Annotated in this window: 9 protein-coding genes; 1 reads left to right on the forward strand and 8 read right to left on the reverse strand. The window is 39.9% G+C overall.

Annotated elements, in window-relative coordinates; all coding sequences use genetic code 11:
• The first annotated feature begins 12 nt into the window (after nt 1-12).
• Nucleotides 13-2,148 (forward strand): phosphate acetyltransferase, encoded by a 2,136-nt coding sequence (gene pta, locus HBA_RS02110; protein WP_457920940.1) that lies wholly within the window; start codon nt 13-15, stop codon nt 2,146-2,148.
• Between the two features lie 5,844 nt (nt 2,149-7,992).
• Here pta and HBA_RS02120 read toward each other — a convergent pair.
• From HBA_RS02120 to fabB, 8 genes are all read right to left on the reverse strand, one after another.
• Nucleotides 7,993-8,562, reverse strand: coding sequence for a UbiX family flavin prenyltransferase (locus HBA_RS02120; RefSeq protein WP_097032385.1), 570 nt, complete (start codon nt 8,560-8,562; stop codon nt 7,993-7,995).
• A gap of 1,635 nt (nt 8,563-10,197) precedes the next feature.
• Complete coding sequence (locus tag HBA_RS02125; protein ID WP_097032386.1) at nt 10,198-10,677, reverse strand: CvpA family protein; 480 nt, start codon at nt 10,675-10,677, stop codon at nt 10,198-10,200.
• A 196-nt stretch (nt 10,678-10,873) separates the two neighbouring features.
• Complete coding sequence (locus HBA_RS02130; RefSeq protein WP_097032387.1) at nt 10,874-11,263, reverse strand: SPOR domain-containing protein; 390 nt, start codon at nt 11,261-11,263, stop codon at nt 10,874-10,876.
• Complete coding sequence (gene folC / locus HBA_RS02135; RefSeq protein WP_097032388.1) at nt 11,253-12,530, reverse strand: bifunctional tetrahydrofolate synthase/dihydrofolate synthase; 1,278 nt, start codon at nt 12,528-12,530, stop codon at nt 11,253-11,255. The genes HBA_RS02130 and folC overlap by 11 nt, the downstream gene beginning before the upstream one ends.
• A 79-nt stretch (nt 12,531-12,609) precedes the next feature.
• Complete coding sequence (accD, locus tag HBA_RS02140) at nt 12,610-13,545, reverse strand: acetyl-CoA carboxylase, carboxyltransferase subunit beta (RefSeq protein ID WP_097032389.1); 936 nt, start codon at nt 13,543-13,545, stop codon at nt 12,610-12,612.
• Between the two features lie 752 nt (nt 13,546-14,297).
• Nucleotides 14,298-15,116: a tRNA pseudouridine(38-40) synthase TruA gene (gene truA / locus HBA_RS02145; protein ID WP_097032390.1), complete on the reverse strand. Its 819-nt coding sequence runs from the start codon at nt 15,114-15,116 to the stop codon at nt 14,298-14,300.
• Between the two features lie 1,210 nt (nt 15,117-16,326).
• Entirely contained in the window at nt 16,327-17,460 is a 1,134-nt protein-coding gene (locus HBA_RS02150; RefSeq protein WP_097032391.1) for a DUF3410 domain-containing protein, read from the reverse strand.
• 1,783 nt (nt 17,461-19,243) lie between these two features.
• On the reverse strand, nt 19,244-20,455 hold the full coding sequence (gene fabB, locus HBA_RS02155) for a beta-ketoacyl-ACP synthase I (RefSeq protein ID WP_097032392.1): 1,212 nt from the start codon (nt 20,453-20,455) through the stop codon (nt 19,244-19,246).
• Nucleotides 20,456-21,353 lie beyond the last annotated feature (898 nt).

Below are 21,353 nucleotides of genomic sequence, written 5' to 3' on the forward strand. Positions count from 1 at the left end.
TCCCGTACAATTATGTTGATCCCTACTAGCACTGGCGTCGGTCTGACCAGTGTCACTTTAGGTGTGATCCGCGCTATCGAGCAAAAAGGCGTAAGTTTGAGTGTGTTTAAACCCATTGCACAACCCCGATTTAGTGAGGACACCATAGACGCTACCACCCGTATTATCCGCGCGAATTCTAAAATTATTTATGCAGAGCCATTGGCTATGAGCTACGTAGAATTTTTGCTAGGAACCAATCAGCAAAATATTTTGATGGAAAAAATTATCTTCCAATATCATAAAAATATAAAAAAAACGGAAGTAGTCTTAGTGGAAGGTTTAGTGCCTACGCGCAAACATCAGTTCGCCACGAGACTGAATTATGAAATAGCTCGTGCGTTGAACGCTGAAATCGTTTTTGTGCTTTCGCTGGGTAATGACTTACCGAATCAACTGAAAGAACGCATCGATCTGATATGCTCAAGTTTTGGCGGCAGTAGAAATAAAAACATTACCGGCGTCATAGTTAATAAATTGAACGCACCAGTAGATGCTCAAGGTCGTACCCGTCCGGATCTATCGGAAATTTTTGACGATTCTAGCAAAGCTAGCGTTAGATTTACTAATGTTGATTTTAGCCGGTTGTTTAAAAATAGCCCGTTACCGGTATTAGGCTGCATCCCGTGGAATGTTGATTTAATAGCCACTCGTGCCATCGATATGGCACGTCATCTAGGCGCTACGATCATTCACGAAGGGGAAATTAAGACCAGGAGAGTGAAATACGTCACTTTCTGTGCGTGTAGCCTACCGAACATGCTAGATCATTTCCGCCCGTATTCGTTGCTGGTGACTTCCGCTGACCGGCCCGACGTTCTTGTCGCCGCCTGTCTTGTTGCAATGAACGGCGTGGAAATTGGCGCGGTTCTACTAACCGGCGGTTATGACATCGACCCACGTATTCAGGGGTTGTGTGAGAACGCCTTTAAAACCGGCCTGCCGATGTTTACCGTGCAAACCAACACTTGGCAGACGTCGCTTAGCTTACAAAATTTTAGCTTGGAAGTGCCGGACGACGACCACAGCCGGGTGGAAAAACTACAAAATTATATCGCTAGTTATATCGATCCTGCTTGGATCAAATCCTTGGCCGATAGTTCTAACCGACCGCGTCACTTATCTCCGCCGGCGTTTCTCTATAAATTAACCGAACTTGCGCGTCAGGCTTGCAAACGTATTGTCCTGCCGGAAGGCGACGAGCCGCGCACTGTAAAAGCAGCGTCCATTTGCGCCGAGCGCGGCATCGCTCGTTGCGTGCTATTGGGTAATCCTGATGAAATTGAGCGTACAGCCGCAACACAGGGAGTGAAACTTGGTAGCGGCATTGAAATTATCGATCCGGAATTGGTCCGCGACAAATATATCGCCCGCCTGGTCGAACTACGTAAGAACAAAGGTATGACCGAATTGTTAGCCAGCGACCAACTAAAAGATAACGTGACACTAGGTACTCTTATGTTGGAGAAAGGAGAAGTGGATGGCTTGGTATCAGGAGCAGTGCATACTACCGCTAACACTATTCGCCCGTCGCTACAGTTGATTAAAACCGCGCCGGGTAGTTCGCTAGTTTCATCCGTATTTTTTATGCTGTTGCCAGATCAAGTTCTGGTTTACGGTGATTGTGCTATCAACCCGGATCCGACTTCGGAGCAACTTGCAGAAATTGCCATTCAGTCGGCTAACTCTGCCGTCGCCTTCGGTATTGAACCACGTGTGGCAATGATCTCTTATTCGACGGGTAATTCTGGCGCCGGCAGCGATGTTGAGAAGGTTCGTAAAGCTACCCTCCTGGCACAGAAAAAACGCCCAGATCTGATCATTGACGGTCCTCTGCAGTATGATGCTGCCATTATGTCTGATGTCGCACTATCAAAAGCACCGAATTCACCGGTAGCGGGTAAAGCAACGGTCTTTATCTTTCCGGATTTAAACACTGGCAATACAACTTATAAAGCAGTGCAGAGGTCGGCAGATCTTATATCTATCGGCCCAATGTTACAGGGGATGCGCAAGCCCATTAACGACTTATCTCGAGGCGCGCTGGTGGAAGATATTGTTTATACGGTCGCGCTGACAGCCATTCAATCAAAACATGCTGAAGAATGATTGTTGCTTATGCAATGTTAGCGTCTAACATACTAAATATTAAGTTTATGTTTTTATCCTGCGAGGGGGTCAATATTGAGGTTACCTTCGCAGGTACTGCTCAGTCTTGTGGTTTGGTGTCAACTAAAACTAGTAATTTTACCTCACTGTTTATAGCATACAAAACCATGATTCGTAGCGCTGTAATATCTTATAAGATAGATTATTATAGCAATTCATTCTTCTTTGATAATGTTTTTGTAGTTTATGTTTCTTGGCATTTATTCTGTTTTCAGTGTCTGAAGACAACTCCACGTCATACTATTATACCAGCTTTGACTTAACTCGCTTATGTTTTATTTTTGCGATAGTAACGGTGCTAAACCATACAAAAAGGAAGTATTAAAACTTATTTTTCTTCCGTTTTTTGTTTTTATGAATCTTCATTTGGCAAATAGCTATCGCCAGCTCTTTTGTCCGTTGGCGGGTAAACATCAGTACATTTTGAACTCATTGGTGCGAATCGCAATGGAGCAATGCTTCTGGACCACAGTGCAGTTTGCAATTAGTATTATAAAATTTTGCCAAGCTGTTTTTAAGGACATAATAAGAAGTTATACTTATAAGTGTAAACATGTCATATTATGGATGGTAACCATCGTCTATAACTATAGAAAATTTTAACACAGCGATATTACGAGCTATTTATGCATGCTTTAATTTTGTAGAGTAACAAAATTTGTTTAGTAAACTTCTAATCAAGAGTTACTATAAGTGTTTAAAAATTTTATCTGTTTTTAAGATGTGTTAGCTTCTTTATTATAAGACTTGATTCAACTTTTCATAGATAAATGACAAACCTAGTTAATCTTTCCTTACCGCACGAGATGGACGGTTCTTACTAAAATTAGTCGTCAGACAATTACTTCTAGCAACTTATAATTGATTATATAAATTTCTTTCTTACAGCATAAATAAAACACCGATTAAGTAACTAAACAGCAAATTTTATCACTTAATTAATAAGTGTCATTTTATAAATAGAATTACTTTTATTCAGCGCCCATTGGATTTGAGATGCATATATTTTATGCTACCTATCGTAGTGAATAAGATAGAGTACAATATCACCTTAGGGTTGTGTATAACAAGTCTCCAGGCAGGTACCATGCAGCCGATGCATGAATACATTGCCAAGCAACATTATTAAGTCATAATATAAACATATAAAGCTGCCAAGGTATCTCAGATTTTACACTCTCATATGTTTTTGGATGGATGATGTTAGCAATTATGCATATTTTGCATTTACAGCATGGCGCTATGTAGTAGCAGGATGCATGACCTGCTTTGCCCGTGATATACATCTCTTATATAGAGATGATATAAATTATCATACTTCGCGTCATGATAAAAGGAAAAATAATTGACGCATTTTGCTATAACCTGAAATTTAATTGTTACTTAATTAATATTTCTAATATTCTCTAATGAGAGCAACTGTAATCAACTATTCTTTAGTAAGCTTACTAGGCTTAAAACAAGCCACCTTAGGCGAGCTGTTTTATTTAGATTTAATGAAATAAACTTAACTGCTCGTGCTACTTTAAGAAAATAGTTTGGTTTTACAAGACCGTGTTGGCCGTGGCTGTATTGAATAATAAAGATACCTATGGTTTTAAAAATAGTAGCTGCTTATCTCTTAGCGAAATCCGTAGCTATGGTAAGTAAAAGGCAAAATTAAATAAAGTGTTATCTATTCTGCTATTGAAAATTATATGCTTGTGAAGCGATAATTACACGACTAGGGTGCGTAAACATGTAAGCACGCCGGTGGCTTACACCGCTTTATAGCTATCTTTGGTAATTAGGATTTCTCAAGGATTGATTTAAAAATTTTCTAACAGCCTTAATGCGCACTGCTGAAGGCAAAACATAGCCATAGCACATAAGGAGTAGCAGGATAAATTAAATAAATTATATCCCTATAGCAAACATTAAAGCCACATATTGTTGTGTTCGGTCGATTGACATTACAGTCTGCTTATATCCCGCCGTCTATTTTTTATTTTCTATTTTGATGCTACAGTTAATCCACTAGCGTTATCCTGACATAAGACTTATAGTAAAGGTTTATTATGTGCTTACGCCTAACAATTATGAAAAGATTATATCCTTTACAAAAAATAAGCATGTTTTATCATTTTGACTGCTTGGATATAAGCTCCAGAGCTTAATTTAAGTTATTTTTTTAAGACGCTTAATCGAATAACAAAATACCGATGATAGTCGGTAAATAATTTACAGCTTAACGGCACGTTGTTAAGCTTATTTGTGAATCGGGAACTATTTTGCTTTTTTGGGGAGAAATTGGCGAGTTTTTGTTGCATGTACTGTGTGATTATTGCAGTACATGCAATAGCTTTTCTGGCAAAAGCTAGCTTTATACTTATGTTTGGCCAAAATTGTTATTTCTGGCTAGAGCCCCTAAAAGTCCTTAATGTCATTAATCGCTACGGTACCTAACCAGCCGGTTCTATGGTATGTTAAACAACAATTGCAGGACAATTACTATATCTACAGGTAATTATTATAGTATCGCTGATAATATCATTTAGTATATTATAATACCTTATAAACAAAATATTAACGTGGATTACTTTGCATCTATTTAGATGCTGACTTAATGATATCTGAATCCTTCTATGAGTAAAACTTATTTGGAAACGCGATACTGGTAAAATCTACTGACTCGCGATAATTATGGTCAAACCTAAGCGTGCTGCATCCGCCACAAGAGTTTTGCCTCCGCGATCTATGTCTGTTTAACTAGAAAATTTTTTTTATCGCTGCACGTACTCGCCTGTGGGTAAATATGCACTGCTTAATGTCATCCATATAATATTAATATGCAAATTGCAGTTACTAAAGAGATCGTCAGGTATATTGATTGGTACCTGGTTATTTAAAACTGCATACCTTGTCGTCGCGCCATATCACACCTTTTGATCCGTGGTGTTCAATGCGTTCAGCAGGCACTGAGGCTAAAGATTGCCATCATGAGAAGACCACATGGTGGCGAAATCATTGCATCTTTATGCGTTCCGATGCGGTGATCAACCTTACCATTGAGCCTATAAGTAGATCGTTTCTGACCTGTTGCGAAAAAATAAAAATATGTCAAGACCCCACTGGGTTATGTTATCAGACCACTGAGCTTCTCTTGATACGCTACAGTTACAATCCATCATTAGTGTTTATTGCCGGTCATGTCACTGGATATTATGGCTATGAGAATATGATAAATAAACTGATGATTATATATTTTGTCTACACTATGGCGTGCGCTGTCGGTATTGTACCGATTCTCAGCATCTATACTGACGTGTTCATGATGTTTGCCAGCATAGTTAATATATCTCTACATAAATTAAAATGAAAGAATACTATTCTCATCTGGGTGTGATAATTTCACTGCTTCTTTTTTTTCAACATTTTATCGCGCTCTATATCAAGGTTGTTATTATTCATTATAATCTATTTTTTGTCAGGTCTCCCCATGACATTAACGAAGCGTAAAATACGCTTTTTACTTTAATTGGAAGACACAATGATAATAATTTATTTACAGTGCTTTCTTTCACCTGTTTAAATAGCTTCATAAAATACAAGATATTTTAGATAAATCACATCGAAAATACCTACAATTTCCAAGGTATAAAATAGCTGATACATTGCCGAGTTGGCATAGCGGATAATCTTTAAAATATTAGAATTGAATTGACAGTGAACGCCATCACAGTTGCTTACAGCATTAAACTCACTTAATTGCGCTATAAGCTAGTATCGGTATGCTGATTATCACTAGCAACATGCTAATATTACTGCCAAGAATTTTTGTTGGTGTAAACGCAAGCATATTAGAATTGTACTAGTTAAATAAAGTTTGAGAAAACTAGTTTAACAGATCAGGTGCCACGCACGATGTTTAGGTTGTGTACATCTACGAAATAAAAGAATGTCTAGAATTGTATATACCACTTATGTGCCACAAATAATATGTGGAAATCCAGGCTCGCTGATAAGTTTATTCTATGCCGCGTCAATACTACTCTTACTATCGTTTACATACCTGACCTTGTGCGATAGCAATAATCAGTCTCTGCCGGATTGGTCGTGAGAACGACAAAACGATGTCGGTTGTTCGATAACAAGACATGTTAGTATTATATACGGAATATTTGTCATAATTTCGCCACAATTAAACCAATAGCACCTTTGGCTTATCACTAACACAATCTCTCCACCATTTGAACAATGGTAGGTATAATAATTAATATTCTATGTCGTTGACTATGTTGCAACAAAATATGTTTGATCAGTTCTCTCTTCTGCGAGCGTGAAAGACATCGCTACATTATAAAATTATAGCAGCAATATCACAGCTTTTATGGAATTTAAAGTAACTAATTAATTTTTGCTGATACTGAACAGGAGGATAAGTTTATCATGGCACGCAACAGAGGAATACGACTTAAGAAACTGTGCGCGCCTATGAAGCCGAATGCGGTAGATCTTTTTTCGATTTGCATGCACATTGCACCGTCTAACAATGCCTTCTAGTGCGATTTCCATGCAAATACTCTGTAGATAAAGCAACAGCGTGATAACTCCACCTAAGTCAGGTTAGATATCGACCTAATATTAAACTGACGGTTTTTGCAATTTTTATGCAGGAAGTTTTGCAAATCGCAAAATGAGCAACATTAAAACCTAACTTTAGTATTTCTTGAATCAAGAGTAATATAAATTTTAAAACGGCAGTCAGTAGCCACGATACGTTTTTACCGAAATCGATAAAAGGTTACTGACCACGATCAGTAAACAAGCTATGAGTGTTTAGCTTAAACATGACTTGCGTACTTTTCATAAAATTGAGCATCACTAAAAGGTATATAATATGCCTATTTTGACAAGGAAAATATCAGGAGAACTTATAAAGCACCACAAGTTATACTTTATAAGAGACTTAATTGTCTACACGTTCAAAATCAAAAGATTGTTTATCGTCTTTTACTACTTGTGCTAACAATATAGTTTTTAACGTAATATTGTGCTTAAATCTTAACTTTCGCATGTTTCACTTAACATTACCCTTTAATACGTTTAATTTGCAAATAGACGTAATTAACTACATGGTTTTAATAAGTAATTACATCTAATGTTTTGTACGATCAACATCGTATCTGCTTAGATTGCCTTAGTTTAACCCTGCCGCATGCTGACATCGATAAAATAAATTAATCTAGGCGATTTTTCGCTTCAGCGAAGGAATTAGCTGTTCAATGTTGCTTGCAACGAATGGTACATTGAGTCTTAGTACTTTTTCACATCTATGTTGCTAAATTGATATCAAATAATAGGTTACTACTATTATTATTTGCTTTAAAAGCGAAATAACTTCGGTCATTGATAATCTCAATGTTTTAGGATATTGTCGCTAAAAATGCCGTCCGGTGCAATTAAAGACCCTTATTAAAAATAAATTCTGACAATTTTTATAAAAACTGGGAAATATTTTTTCTGCAAATAAAACGACCGTTTGTTAAAACGATTGCAAGTTTCATGCAATGCATTGGCTATCACCACGGTTAGTGCTCATTGCTATAGAAGTGTACTATAATGACAACGATACTTTATCGTAAACCGGTAGTAGTTTAGACGAATAACTTTCTTTAAAGTACATACATAGATAGTATTTTACTATATTGACTAATAATATTTATTGCATTTAAGTGCGTGAATATGCACGTACCATTATTACGTGAATACTTGTTAATTAGAGTGTATTGCTAATTACAAGCGTTAGCCATCCTGCCAACGTTTAAATAGATCCTGCGGTAGCATCAGGTCGAATTGATCCAACACCCTATTGACTGTTTGATCAATAATATCGCTAATTTGTGTAGGTCGGTGATAGAAAGCAGGTATTGGAGGCATAATAACTGCACCGAGATCTGTCGCTAGAATCATTAAGCGTAAATGTCCTAGATGCAGTGGCGTTTCACGCACCCCGAGCACCAAACGACGATGTTCTTTTAGTGTCACATCTGCTGCGCGTGTCAGTAGCCCTTCATTATAGCTATTAACTATACCTGATAAGGTTTTTATAGAACACGGCAATATAATCATCCCGAAGGTTTGAAATGAACCTGAGCTAATGCAGGCAGTAATATCGCAGGGATTATGCACCACATCCGCTAGTTCTTGCACTTCTTGCTGGCTATAAGTTGTCTCTATCGCTAGGGTTTGCTTTGCTGCCGAGCTCATCACTAGATGAGTCTCAATACCTGGTAACGTGCTCAATACCTGTAGCATACGGACGCCATACACGGCGCCGCTAGCGCCGCTGATACCGATAATCAGGCGTTTCATATATCCACTCCACGTGAGTAAGTAAAGATACTAAAAAACCGATACTCTGATCAGTACGTTACTGATATCACGTTGCCATAAAGCGCAAGCACAATTGCATTATATACTGCATTTGCGCAGTACAGATCAACTTTTTTATGTATTTTATACTAAATGTTGATTTTGATATCAGCGCATAGCGCTTTTAGCGTGTCTTTTCGTAGCTATTACAGCTAATATAGACAAACGATTATCAATAGCGTACTCGGCATAAATAACTTTGAGTCCCGAAATATAAAATGATTATAATTCGAAATTATCTTCTGATACCTGCAGTTTTTGATCGACTAAATACTAAAACGGAAGCGCATCGGTGTTGAAAAGCGAGCGGAGATTAAAACCCATCTTAGTCATGAGCTCAGTCGCGCGGATCATATAGATGTCGTTAAATTCACGATAAAATCAGATTGTGTCAGTATAACAGACAGCATGTAAATATGATGTGGTCCTGCCTAGCTCAATAATTCAACAAGTTGCCGCAATGACATGATGCATATAGTAAAACCACAGCTAGTCTAGTAATTTTTATAAAATTTATGAATAATATTTGTTCATTCTTTTGAACTAGTTCCAAAGTGCTATCACAGGAGTTGTATAGATGATTAAGGCCCTGCCGTCCTGTGATTTTTTTACTTAGTATCTAATCCATGCATTAGCGGGCGTTAAAAACTAAAATTTTATCGATGAAAAAGTATATTGGGGCTCAAGAAATATAGTCTAAAATAAATATAGTCAAATAGATATTGATAATATCAAGAATGTTTAGTGCAAGTTGGATGACAGCCGTTTTTCTATTTATGCAAATCTCCTTGCTCATCGTGAGGTCGCATAGTAAATTTAATTCCAGCATAAGAATATTAGATATTGCGTTTTCTTAAGTGTTTATTTTATCTATACCTTGCATAAGTACCTTTATTAATAATCAAATGGTAAATCCACGTTAAAATCTTGCACAGCAAATAAAACGCAGCCGATTATAATGGGCTACCCCAGCAGGTCTCTAGGAGCATCTAATTTACTGATAAGTTGCATTACCAGTTTCTTGATAATGTTATATGCCTATCGCGGATAATCTCGGGAATTGAGCTATATCGATTGCAAAGTAGTTTAACAGGATTTTCTTTTAGGAGATAGTATTAACATGTTATTACCTATTTTTAACCAGCCTTTTTAGTAATATGTAGTAGTGGTTAGTCAGGTTACCGTTATGCATGAGAATTATGTTTCTAATATAGAGGTTATGTAGAGAACAAGCAGGGCGCGGGCTTATTAGGCGCGTTGAGATGCTGGGGGTGGGACACTCGGATATTTCTTGACTTAGTTGGTCTTTAGCCAGAATGTTTTCTTAGAAAACTTTTGTTATACATGTAGGACTTGCTAATATTATTTAGCTTATCTATTGGTTTTACGCAGGCAAAAGCAACTAATCATATTAATGATATTGATACCTAACACATCCAATTCTATTGGTGTCCGTCAGGACCGTTAATTTATCATCAGTTAAACTTGATTTGCCGGTATAATACTTATAATTCTTGTAGATACCGCACATGTTTTTTTGTTTATTAATTAACATTACTAGGGTGATTCTTATTTTTATAAGAAACTTGATTTGTTTCGAAGATAATTAAAAATTAATTTAATAATACCACTAAATTGTGGAATCATCCTAGATTCTTGCCAGTCCTGGCAGTGGGAGAAGTCAGTGAAGGTGTCGAGAGTGAACAGCACAGCCGACACAATCAAAATACCTTTCATAGCACCGAAACAGATGCCCAACACTCGGTCGATGCTAGATAAGCCAGTTAGTTTTACTAGTGAAGTAATTGCGTAATTAACAATTGCCCCAACTATCAGTATTGAAACGAACAACATGGCAATTGCTATACTGTTACGCACTATCTGCTCTTCAAAATTAGTAAAATATATTGCAATATTATTGTAGTAATGCCGTGCCACAAAAAATGCACAAACCCAAGTTACTAAAGATAGTGCATCGCATACAAACCCGCGAATCAAGCTGATGATAGACGAAAAAACAATAATGCTGATTATAACGTAATCTACCCAGATCATTTTTAGTAACAAATAAAAAAGTTGCGCAGGAGATTGATTTACTAATTTTAAGTAACGGCGTTAATAAAATACAGGGCATGAATCGCGCTGTAACAAAATAAGCCGAAATCGCATTGTAACACCGCCTCACAACGCATTATGTAGTACTTCTTTACAACTAAAAAACTAACACAATAAAATTAAGAAGTATGCGTGCTTATAGGGGCCTCAATTGGCCGTTAAGGGCGCTTAACTGATTTAATTCGCTAAGGACAGATTGCAGTTTTTGCTTGGATGCATATGGCCCTACAAAAATCCGCGTGATTTGACCTTGTATCGGATCAGTCGGCAAGGTATAAACCTGATATCCCAACAGACGAAGCTTAGAGACAATTTTCGATACCTTATCGGCATTTTTTAGCGCGCCTAACTGCACTACCCACATCTGCTCCTTAAGCGCATTACCGGTCTTTGATACCAGTGGAATAGCTGCAACCTCTTCCTGATAATATTTCTTTTTACCGTTTAACATAATGGGCAAAATAATAATGCTGAATGTGATGAGAACAGTGGTTCCCACTAGGCGATTATTACATTTAGTTGCCATAATACTTCTCTTTGTTAGCGATAGCCATGATCGGTGCCACAGTTTGGAATGATCCGAATACCAGAACGCAATCTTCGGGTTTGGCATCCACTATTGCCTGATTCCAGGCGCTTAGTACATCTTGAAACTGGTGTACGTCGTCACTATCTAGATGTTCGGCTAGCTGCGCGGAGCTAGCGGCTCGTGGCCCGTAGAGGGATGCGCAATACCAGACATCTACTTGCTCTCGCAAACAAGCTAGCGTACCAGCAATATCTTTATCCACTAACATTCCAACTACAGCCCTTACCTTACTGATGTTAGGTATCGTACCCATACGACGCGCGAGATAGCTTGCGGCGTGGGGATTATGAGCCACGTCCAGTATTGTTATCGGCGCTTGGCTTATACATTGAAAACGTCCCGGCAGTTCGGCGAAGCGCAACCCATGGATTACCGACGCGTTTGGGATCGCGAAAGGCAGGCGGCTGATCACTGCCAGAGCAGTCCCGGCATTGTCCAAAGGAATAGCAGGTAACGGCAGTGCTGTGAGTTCATGCAAGTTATCCCACCAGTGCCAGTGCTGTCCTTCGTTCTGCCACCACCAATTGCGATTGCATGCATACAAGTCGGCCCCCATGTTGTCTGCTGCTTCTTCTAGCGTTGCTGAACGATCGGGTTCACCCACAATCGCGGGCATACCAAATCGAAAGATACCGGCTTTTTCTCGCGCGATACTGGCGCGATCTGGTCCCAGATAATCAGTGTGATCTATGGCGATAGAGGTAATCACGGAGACGTCTGCGTCAACTATATTGGTGGCGTCCAACCGCCCCCCCAGTCCGACCTCTAGGATCACTACATCTAGCTCCGCTTGTCGGAAAAGTTTCAGTGCCGCGAGCGTGCTGAACTCAAAATAACTAAGGGATGTTTTGCCACGATTGGCTTCAATAACCGCCATAGCTTCGCTATGATCTTTTTCCGGTAATTCTTCTCCCTGGATACGCACCCGTTCGGTATAGCGCAAAAAATGAGGCGAACTATAGACTCCTACTCTGATCCCGCTGACTAGTAAGATGGTTTCTAGCAACCGGCAGGTAGTACCTTTGCCGTTAGTGCCACCAACGATAATAATATAAGGAGCGGGACGCAATAGATTTAAGCTATTAGCCACGCGTCGTATTTGCTCTAGGCCTAAATTTATAGGGTTAGTATTCAGATGTTCAAGATAATACATCCACTCGACTAGTGGTGATGTTGCTTTAGGGATAAGCAGATTTTTATACATTTATTTATTATATTATGTTTATAGTTATCAATAAGTCTAAACCGCCAGGCAGGTATCGGTTTGGCAGGTTTTACGTCCTTCATTTATGCTTGTGCTCTTGATCAATATGCGTAACCGCATCAGGACGCAGTTCGTGCAGCAATTGATCCTGCTCTAGCGTTTGCGGCTGCTGGTTGGTCAGTTTTGCTAGGAGTTTAGCAAGACGCAAACGCATTTCCGGACGTCGTATTATAAGATCGATCGCGCCCTTTTCCAGCAAAAATTCACTGCGCTGAAAGCAGGACGGTAGTTTTTCACGTACCGTTTGTTCAATTACGCGAGGGCCTGCAAAGCCAATCAGCGCTTTCGGCTCGGCGATATTCAAATCCCCCAGCATAGCTAGACTGGCCGACACACCACCCATGGTGGGATTGGTGAGTACTGAAATATAAGGCAAGCGGTGTTCGCGCAGTCGGGCCAGCGCTGCGCTAGTTTTAGCCATCTGCATAAGAGACATTAGCGCTTCCTGCATGCGGGCGCCGCCGCTAGCGGAAAAGCATACCAAGGGACAGTTATCCGTCATTGACTGCTCGACCGCGCGCACAAAGCGCGCACCGACCACTGATGACATAGACCCGCCTATAAAAGCAAATTCAAAAGAGGTGGCCACTACTAGCATGCCGTACAGTGTACCTTTCATTACTACTAGTGCATCTTTTTCGTTAGTCGCTTTTTGGGCCGCTGCTAGGCGATCCTTATACTTTTTAGAGTCTCTAAATTTCAAGATATCTTTTGGTTCGAGCTCGCTACCGAGTTCAGATTCACTTCCTTTATCTAGGAAAGTTTGCAGGCGCTCCCGCGCGGTTATGCGCATGTGGTGATCACATTTGGGGCAAACATGCAGATTGCGCTCTAGCTCTACTCGGTATAGCACTTGGCCACAGCTATCACACTTAGTCCATACGCCCTCGGGAATATTAGCCCTGCGCTCTGGGGAAATGGTGTTCTTATTGAGAATTCGTTCAATCCAGCTCATTGAGAACCTTTCTGGTTAAACCCGACATCCGCAAAGTCCTCTATATTTACTTGATTTTTTCACTTTAGTGAAGAGAGCGCATTGCTTATGTTTTTCATTAGGACGCCAAATGATTGCCTATTAAATCATAATAGGCAGCAACTTTGCACATAAACTCTATACTGTGTTCATTTTAGACGAGGACGCATCGGTAAATTACTCATTTTTATTATTGTGATGAAATTTATCATTTGGCGTAAAACTTGCAGTAAGTGCAGCATCACCTATAGCTTATAATTACTACGATTAAAAGTTACTTTATATTTTGTACTACACCAGTTGGCATTACTAAGCAGTAATTCTCAATAACAGAGACCTCCTGCGAAATTAAATAGCACGAAACAGTAATAATGCGTGTTATGTATTTCCCGTTAGCTAGTCACAAACGGTGTAAAAGTTGGCACGATATAGGCCACAAAAAGGATAGTATAGTTTTAATTTATTACTGTTATATATGGGGTCAGCTGGTTTGTGTTAACACTATTAAAATAAAAGTAACATTACAAAAAACCGTTTTTTATCCTGCACAAACAGCATTTAATCTTTCCTTAAAAAACAGTAATGGTGTTACCACCCTACTTTTATTATGCAAAGTAGAATAAAAGCAAAAAAATCCGCATATAAGCGCAGTGCTAAGAGCCTATCAAAGATAGACGCTTAGCACTATTTAGAATAACGTTGATGATATAGTTATATAACTTTATTTAGTTATCTTATTTATGTAACGCCATGGACATTAGTCGGCACTCTGATAGAAATAACGGTCCCAGTGGCAGCACTGGCAGGGCAAACCTTGATGAATACTCCACCGCAACTAGATAAAGCCCTGCTGCCTGAATAGTAACGCCAGCCTGCGTTCTATTGCGGTACGCAAGCAATTCAGCAATCCAGCTTTCCGGTCGGTTTCCGCATCCTACTTCTAATAAACTTCCTACAATATTGCGAACCATATGATAAAGAAAAGCATTCGCTTTGATGTCTATTACCACATATTGCCCAAGCCGTATGACTTGCAAATGGTGCACATTCCTCCAAGGACTGCGCGACTGACATTGTCGAGCTCGAAAAGAGGAAAAATCATTTGTCCCTAGCAAATACTGGCTTGCGCGCGCCATTGATGGCACGTCAAGCCAGTGGTAATAATGTGTTAGTCCGCGACCTAGTAGCGCGGGACGTAGGTTATTATTATAAATAATGTAGCGGTAGCTCCGTGCTATAGCACTGAAACGCGCATGAAAATCTTTCGCAACTGATGACACCCAGCGCACTGCGATATCGGAAGGTAAATTGGAGTTAACGCCTAACGTCCAAGCATCGTCCGAACGATGGGCCTGGGTGTCGAAATGGACCACCTGTCCTGTAGCATGCACGCCGGCATCGGTTCGACCGGCACAATGTACAGCGATAGGTTCGTTAGCGACAGTCGACAACGCTCGTTCAAGGTGTTCCTGTACGCTAGACTTTTCTTTTTGGCGTTGCCAACCGTAATACGCGCTGCCGTCATATTCAATCCCTAGCGCTAATTTTATCATGTAATCACTGAATGCTGAAGGGATTATTGCCTTATTCACCCGGAGTAGTAACGCTAATTACGCTATCACCAGTCGTTATCTTCTTATTCATAAATGTTTCTAAAGTGAGTATCTTCATAAGTACACCGCTAAAGCTAATAATATTTACCATTTATAAAAATAAAAGTAAATAAAACGTGCCGTAGTTATTACGCAGAAAACTAAATACTCATTGTAACTTTTTTAAAGTATTAGCTACCGGTTTTGTATTTGTCTAACTAAACTAAAAGAAGGTTACCTTTTTGTCTGGAGGCTAACGCTCCTCGAGGTCTTCCTTAGCGGCTAGCAGTGCTAAGTTTTTAGAAGCAATATTGATGTGTGCCAGTATAATATTAATTATAGCAGACTACTAATTAAAGTAGGTAATTTCATTGCTAAGAATTTTGCAATTTTCTACTAGACGATGCTCACAGGCACTGTATTTACTGTTAGTACCAATAAGTAGTCTGAATGACAACTCACACGCAATAAGTTTGGTTCAGCGTCTAATCTATTCAATTGATTGTTTTTACCTCCCTCTCTAAATCGTTAATAGGCGATTTACCATAGACGGATGCGGATAGAATGTTGTCTAACATGCAGATAATTCAGACCCACTAAATCATTAAGCATTCTTCCGTCAATAGTAATTAACTGGTCAGCGCGTATTTCACTGTCAAAATATTATGGTCTCGGTAATCAGTTAGCATATCGTTATTGACCTCCGTAACCCCTAAGTGGTACGTCCGTATCCGGAGCAAATAGGGGGCTTTTAACCTCTGATAACTAAAAACAACCAAGTTGGTGAGCGACTGTGGTTAGTGAGCGTACAAGAGCCTAGGCTTTTGCGTAAAGTGCAAAAGAACGTCAATTCTGCTTGTGATTAGTCATATTGCGCATCTTGCCTGACCTTATGCAGGTGTTTACTCTTGACGTGCACTGTTTCTCTTTTTGCTTTCTTATTAGACAAAAATTTCCTGAGCGGGAATGGAGTTCTTAGATAATGTCTATAAATGTTGTACTTAATGCTCTTATTTGCTCATTAGAGAGACAATATTTCAACCGCATGTGCAGAAGAACAGCAACTAGTCGCGGCTAGAAACATTACAAACAAACGATAAAGAGGTTACTATCGGTATTACTCTATCTTTTAAGTCATCAGTTAGGAAACTTGACATGCCGTTCTACGTTTTTAGTCACGGAACGAATGGGATTGAAATCCTAGTTGCCTCAGGGTATCCGCGCCGCTGGCTTCGTCGGTTTTTACACAGAGTGAAGACCACTCTCGACGTTGATAATAATTTTTACGCAAACGATCAAACTCACCAGGCAACCCGGCTACACGACGTAGCCGCATATCATCACGTCGCACATCATAGACCAGATGTGCCAACAAGCATATTACATCTTCGTTAATGACACCTCGCAGACGAATAAGCTCCACTGCAGGTGGCGGCAGCAACGACGCCAGGCTCTCGCGCACTTCGCTGCATATAAAAGCACAGTAGGCATCAAAGACTCGCATTATGCAGCGGGCTTTGCCTTCCATAGAATAGCCGGCGATATGTGCGGTACCAATATCAATGCGGGCCAGTAAAGGTAATGACAATACCGGCTCTGATTCCCAAACGTCCAGCACTACACTGAGTGGTTGACCTTTCTCTATGGTTCGCAGCAAAGCAGTATTATTAATAACCGCGCCGCGACAAGTATTAATGATAATACGGCCTGCTGGTAGCGCCGTCAGTAGAGCCTCATCTACTAGATGCCATGTAGCATGTCGGCCATGGCGGGTTAAAGGCGTATGAAAAGTCAGGACATCTGCTTGATCTACTAAATTTTTCAGAGACTTCCAGTCGCCTGGTGCCCCCTTTTCCTCTAGTGGCGGATCGCACAGCATGGTACGTACGCCAAGTACGTTTAGCCTTCGTTGCAGAAGTCCACCAACATTACCAGCGCCGACAATACCGACAGTAATGTCACCCAAAGCAAAGCCGTCTCTCTGTGCCAGCCATAAAAGTGCAGAAAGAACATACTCTACCACCGCAATAGCATTGCAGCCTGGGGCTGCAGAAAAACCAATCCCTGCTTGTTCCAGCCAATCCTTATCTATATGATCGGTCCCAGTAGTAACTGTGCCCACGAACTTTACTCGACTTCCTTTGAGGAGCATTTCGTCTACTTTGGTCACTGAACGAACTATTAGCGCGTCGGCTTGAGACACTGTCGACGCAGAAATAGTGCGTCCCTCCGCCTTTTGTACGTAGCCTAAGCGACTAAATAGTGCCTCAGCATAAGGTATGTTTTCATCCACCAGGATATTCACATAAGACCCCGATATTACAATATTATCAAAATTTAAAGAGAAAAGGCTCTGCCTAGAATCAGCAAAATCTTAATTTATCATTTTTGATTTTGTCATTATGGCCAAGTAAAACGACTAAGTTAGAGGTGGCATGTTGCAGTATGTTCTTTGTTCGGTAACATGCTATACCATGATGTTCAATCCTCTCAATTGACCGCAGATACTTTACTAGTATATTAGCCACTCACGGCTTATTTTTGCACTTTAGTTAAGCTAATTCAACACCTGTGCTATTCTAAGCGTTTATGCTATATACAAACTAGTTATTGTGGTATAGATACACTGTATGGGTTAGACGCTTTGCCGTTGCCTGAGGTCAAGAGTGTTTTTTTAGCATAATTGATCACACCATGCTGTGGTTATGAAAATATACGTGTCTTGACCTTGGTTTACAGTAAATCAACAGAAATTTAGGCTGTATTTATTCCAACGAGCCACCATATTCCAGACTACGGTTAATTATTAATGCTACATTTATTATGTCTGCAAAATAAGTGCTGCATTTAATTTAAAATAATTGTGCAGTGGGTTAAATAGATATTCCTAGTCTTTGCAGTAGGCTACCAACAAAGATTTCACCTTGCTGCTGCAGAAAGCCGGGATATTAACTAATTCATTACCCAAATAACGGTGCTTAAATATTCTATCCAGGGCCGATCATTATAAGGTAGTGAAAAATATTGTAGTAGCATTTTACTGCTTAATTCAGAATAAGCATGAAACTTTTGATGTTCGGCTGTGCCCTAACTCTAGTAACCCAACTTTATTCATCGCAACGTAACATAAGTGACATCATGCCAGAGCACATATCATGGCAACACCAAATTATTGAAGTTTAACTGACCGCATCCGCCTAACTTAGTTAGCAGTAGTTATGTCTCAGCACATACGCCTTATTTTGAGCACGATATCGCGACTAGCGCCGTAGTACGCAGCTGCTACAGTGAGCGCGTTTCATTATCATCTTTATTCTTGCTTGCAGTAGCGCTAAATCGCAATTAGGCCTGACCTCTCTCTATCTACAGCTGCACGAGACTTATTTGCTTTTACTCCTATATAAATGGGTGTCCTTTGTGAGCAGTCTAGTCTATCCGGTTAATTGGCATTACAGAAAACCGAACTTCTAGATCAAGATACCAGTCAGCAGCTAACTCTCAACAAAGTTAGACATTACGTTACTTATAAATAGCAGTCCGTATGATTAGATAAAACAAGCACTGACTAGTACCGCTAAAAACCATATAGAAGTCGATTGACTGACATTCAGTATATCGCGCTATCTTACCACATAGCATATCGTTTGACGCTGAACTAGTAGGTAAATATGTCATCCTAACTACGAATTATTACCGTTAAGAACTGAATATTTACTCTTACCTGCACCACACTGGCTATTCTATTTTTCAGACAAGTTTAAGGATAAACGTGAAGTAAGATATCCGGTGTAATGGTCAACGTCATAATCAAAAAATAATAAGACGCTGCGCCGAGCTGCGGCGCAGCGTCTTATTCAAGGAAATAGTGCACAATATTACTTTAGTGCGATATGTATCGAATATGGCCTATTCCTGACAAATTAATAACAAGGAAAATAAAAATATACACTTTCCCGTCCTAGATCGACTAAAGTAGAGTGGTTAGGTCACATACATATATGTTTATATGCTTGCGTATTGCAAAATATTTTAAATGCTAATGCACAACTAGACAGTGCCGCGTCGTACTCGCTTGTATTGAGCATAGCTTATCGGTATTTTTGCATAACAAGTGTTGCGTTGGTGCCTCCAAAACCAAAGCTGTTACTCATGACGGTTGTCAATGAGCGCTGAGTCGATGCGGTAATTATGTTCATCCCTTCCGCTATCGGATCCAGCTCTTCAATATTGATACTGGGGGCGATAAAACCATGTTCTAGCATTAGTAATGCAAAAATTGTTTCATGCACACCTGCCGCACCTAGCGAGTGACCTGTCATTGCTTTAGTGGAGGAGAATGCAGGATGTTTGCTGCCGAAAGTTTTATGAATTGCCCATAGCTCTTTAACGTCACCAATCGGTGTGGAGGTGCCATGGACGTTAAGATAATCTATCGTTGTTTTGACATTTTTTAGTGCCATACGCATACAGCGTATAGCGCCTTCGCCAGACGGTGTCACCATATCTTCTCCGTCTGAGGTCGCACCATAACCTACAATTTCGGCATAAATATGAGCACCTCTGGCTAAGGCATGTTCTAGTTCTTCCACGACTACGATACCGCCGCCGCCAGCGATAACAAAGCCGTCACGATTTACGTCATAAGTGCGAGACGCTTTCTCTGGCATTTCGTTATATCTAGTTGATAATGCACCCATAGCATCGAATTCACAAGCCATTTCCCAACATAGTTCTTCACCGCCGCCAGCAAAAACTACATCCTGTTTGCCTAGCTGAATCATTTCCATAGCGTTACCGATACAATGCGCGGAAGTTGAACAAGCTGAACTAATGGAATAACTGACGCCTCGAATTTTAAAAGGCGTTGCTAGGCATGCTGACACTCCAGAGGCCATGGCTTTAGTAACCATATATGGTCCCACGCCGCGCAAACCTCGTGCGCGCATGCCGTCGGATCCGGCAACCTGATTACGGGGTGAGCCCCCTCCTGAGCCCACTATAAGTCCGGTACGGACGTTGGAGACCATGTCTGGTGTTAACCCGGAATCGGCAATTGCTTGTTCCATGGACAAAAAAGCGTAAATAGAAGCATCGCTCATAAATCGAGCTATTTTGCGATCAATCAGTCCCGTATGATCTAGTGTAATATTGCCCCAGACATGGCTACGCATGCCGGAGTCTTTCAATTCTTGGGAAAAGGTAATTCCGGAACGTCCTTGTTGCAATGATGTTAAGACTTCTTTTTGATCTTTACCGATACTTGATAAGATTCCCAGACCAGTAATCACGGCGCGTTTCATTATACTACCTTATCGTAATAACATTCAAGTCTAATCAACACACTCTAGCTTACATATGTAAGCTAGACAAGTCTGTATACTTCTTACATTAACACAATGAGTAAAGTTAACTCCGTATGATTAAATCGTGTCATCACCTACTGGGGGAACCTCGTATCACATTGTACTGTCCGGAGTTTTTTTGAACGTACATGTTACATTTATGTCTCTAACATTGGTGACATTTACTTTTTTAATCAAGACGCACTCGCACAAATTTGCTATATTTTCTCAAATAAAAACTACTTAGCAGAATGCTTGATCCATTATCCACATTTAGTTTTCATAATAACGGAAATCTAGCTTAGTATTAGCATTTAATTTTCTGGTGTTAGACATGTCTTTTATTAGCATGTCCGATAACTACTAATAATTGGTTGACGTGTGAACTGCTAATGTTTTGTTCGTAGCCATCCGGTTGAGCTAGCGATGCACTGATAAAATATTTACCACATCATTTTCACTGACATTGTATTCGCGGCATAGATAGCCATTTTTACTAAAGTTACTAGGGTTTAGGCCTTCCTTAGTATCTGGTTATGTAACATCTCCTCCAAGATATGTTTATTATTCTGCTGTGATTTTTGTAAGCTCCAAGCTTCAAATATTTACTAGGCATTTGTAGGTAAATAGTTCGTCGTGATTAACATTCACGACCATTTTGTAGATTTTTTCAATAATTCCCATTTTAAACGTTATGATTATATGCATCTTATTTGACTATACTGTGTTTCTATTGCTTAAAAGCATGATGCAAGCCACACTAACCTATTGGGTCTTTTGTTGGTACTCCTAGTAAGCGAAATTGCTCAATAGTCTTCGTCTAGGGGGTGGAATGCACTAATTAGCTATTTTATAT

The sequence above is a fragment of the Sodalis endosymbiont of Henestaris halophilus genome, from assembly GCF_900161835.1.
In the GTDB taxonomy this organism is placed as follows: domain Bacteria; phylum Pseudomonadota; class Gammaproteobacteria; order Enterobacterales; family Enterobacteriaceae.

Bases quoted from the DNA above. Each gene is read 5' to 3' on its own strand.
- HBA_RS02125 (WP_097032386.1), bottom strand. From the start codon at position 10,677: ATGATCTGGGTAGATTACGTTATAATCAGCATTATTGTTTTTTCGTCT.
- folC (WP_097032388.1), bottom strand. From the start codon at position 12,530: ATGTATAAAAATCTGCTTATCCCTAAAGCAACATCACCACTAGTCGAG.
- HBA_RS02120 (WP_097032385.1), bottom strand. From the start codon at position 8,562: ATGAAACGCCTGATTATCGGTATCAGCGGCGCTAGCGGCGCCGTGTAT.
- fabB (WP_097032392.1), bottom strand. From the start codon at position 20,455: ATGAAACGCGCCGTGATTACTGGTCTGGGAATCTTATCAAGTATCGGT.
- HBA_RS02130 (WP_097032387.1), bottom strand. From the start codon at position 11,263: ATGGCAACTAAATGTAATAATCGCCTAGTGGGAACCACTGTTCTCATC.
- accD (WP_097032389.1), bottom strand. From the start codon at position 13,545: ATGAGCTGGATTGAACGAATTCTCAATAAGAACACCATTTCCCCAGAG.
- pta (WP_457920940.1), top strand. From the start codon at position 13: ATGTTGATCCCTACTAGCACTGGCGTCGGTCTGACCAGTGTCACTTTA.
- truA (WP_097032390.1), bottom strand. From the start codon at position 15,116: ATGATAAAATTAGCGCTAGGGATTGAATATGACGGCAGCGCGTATTAC.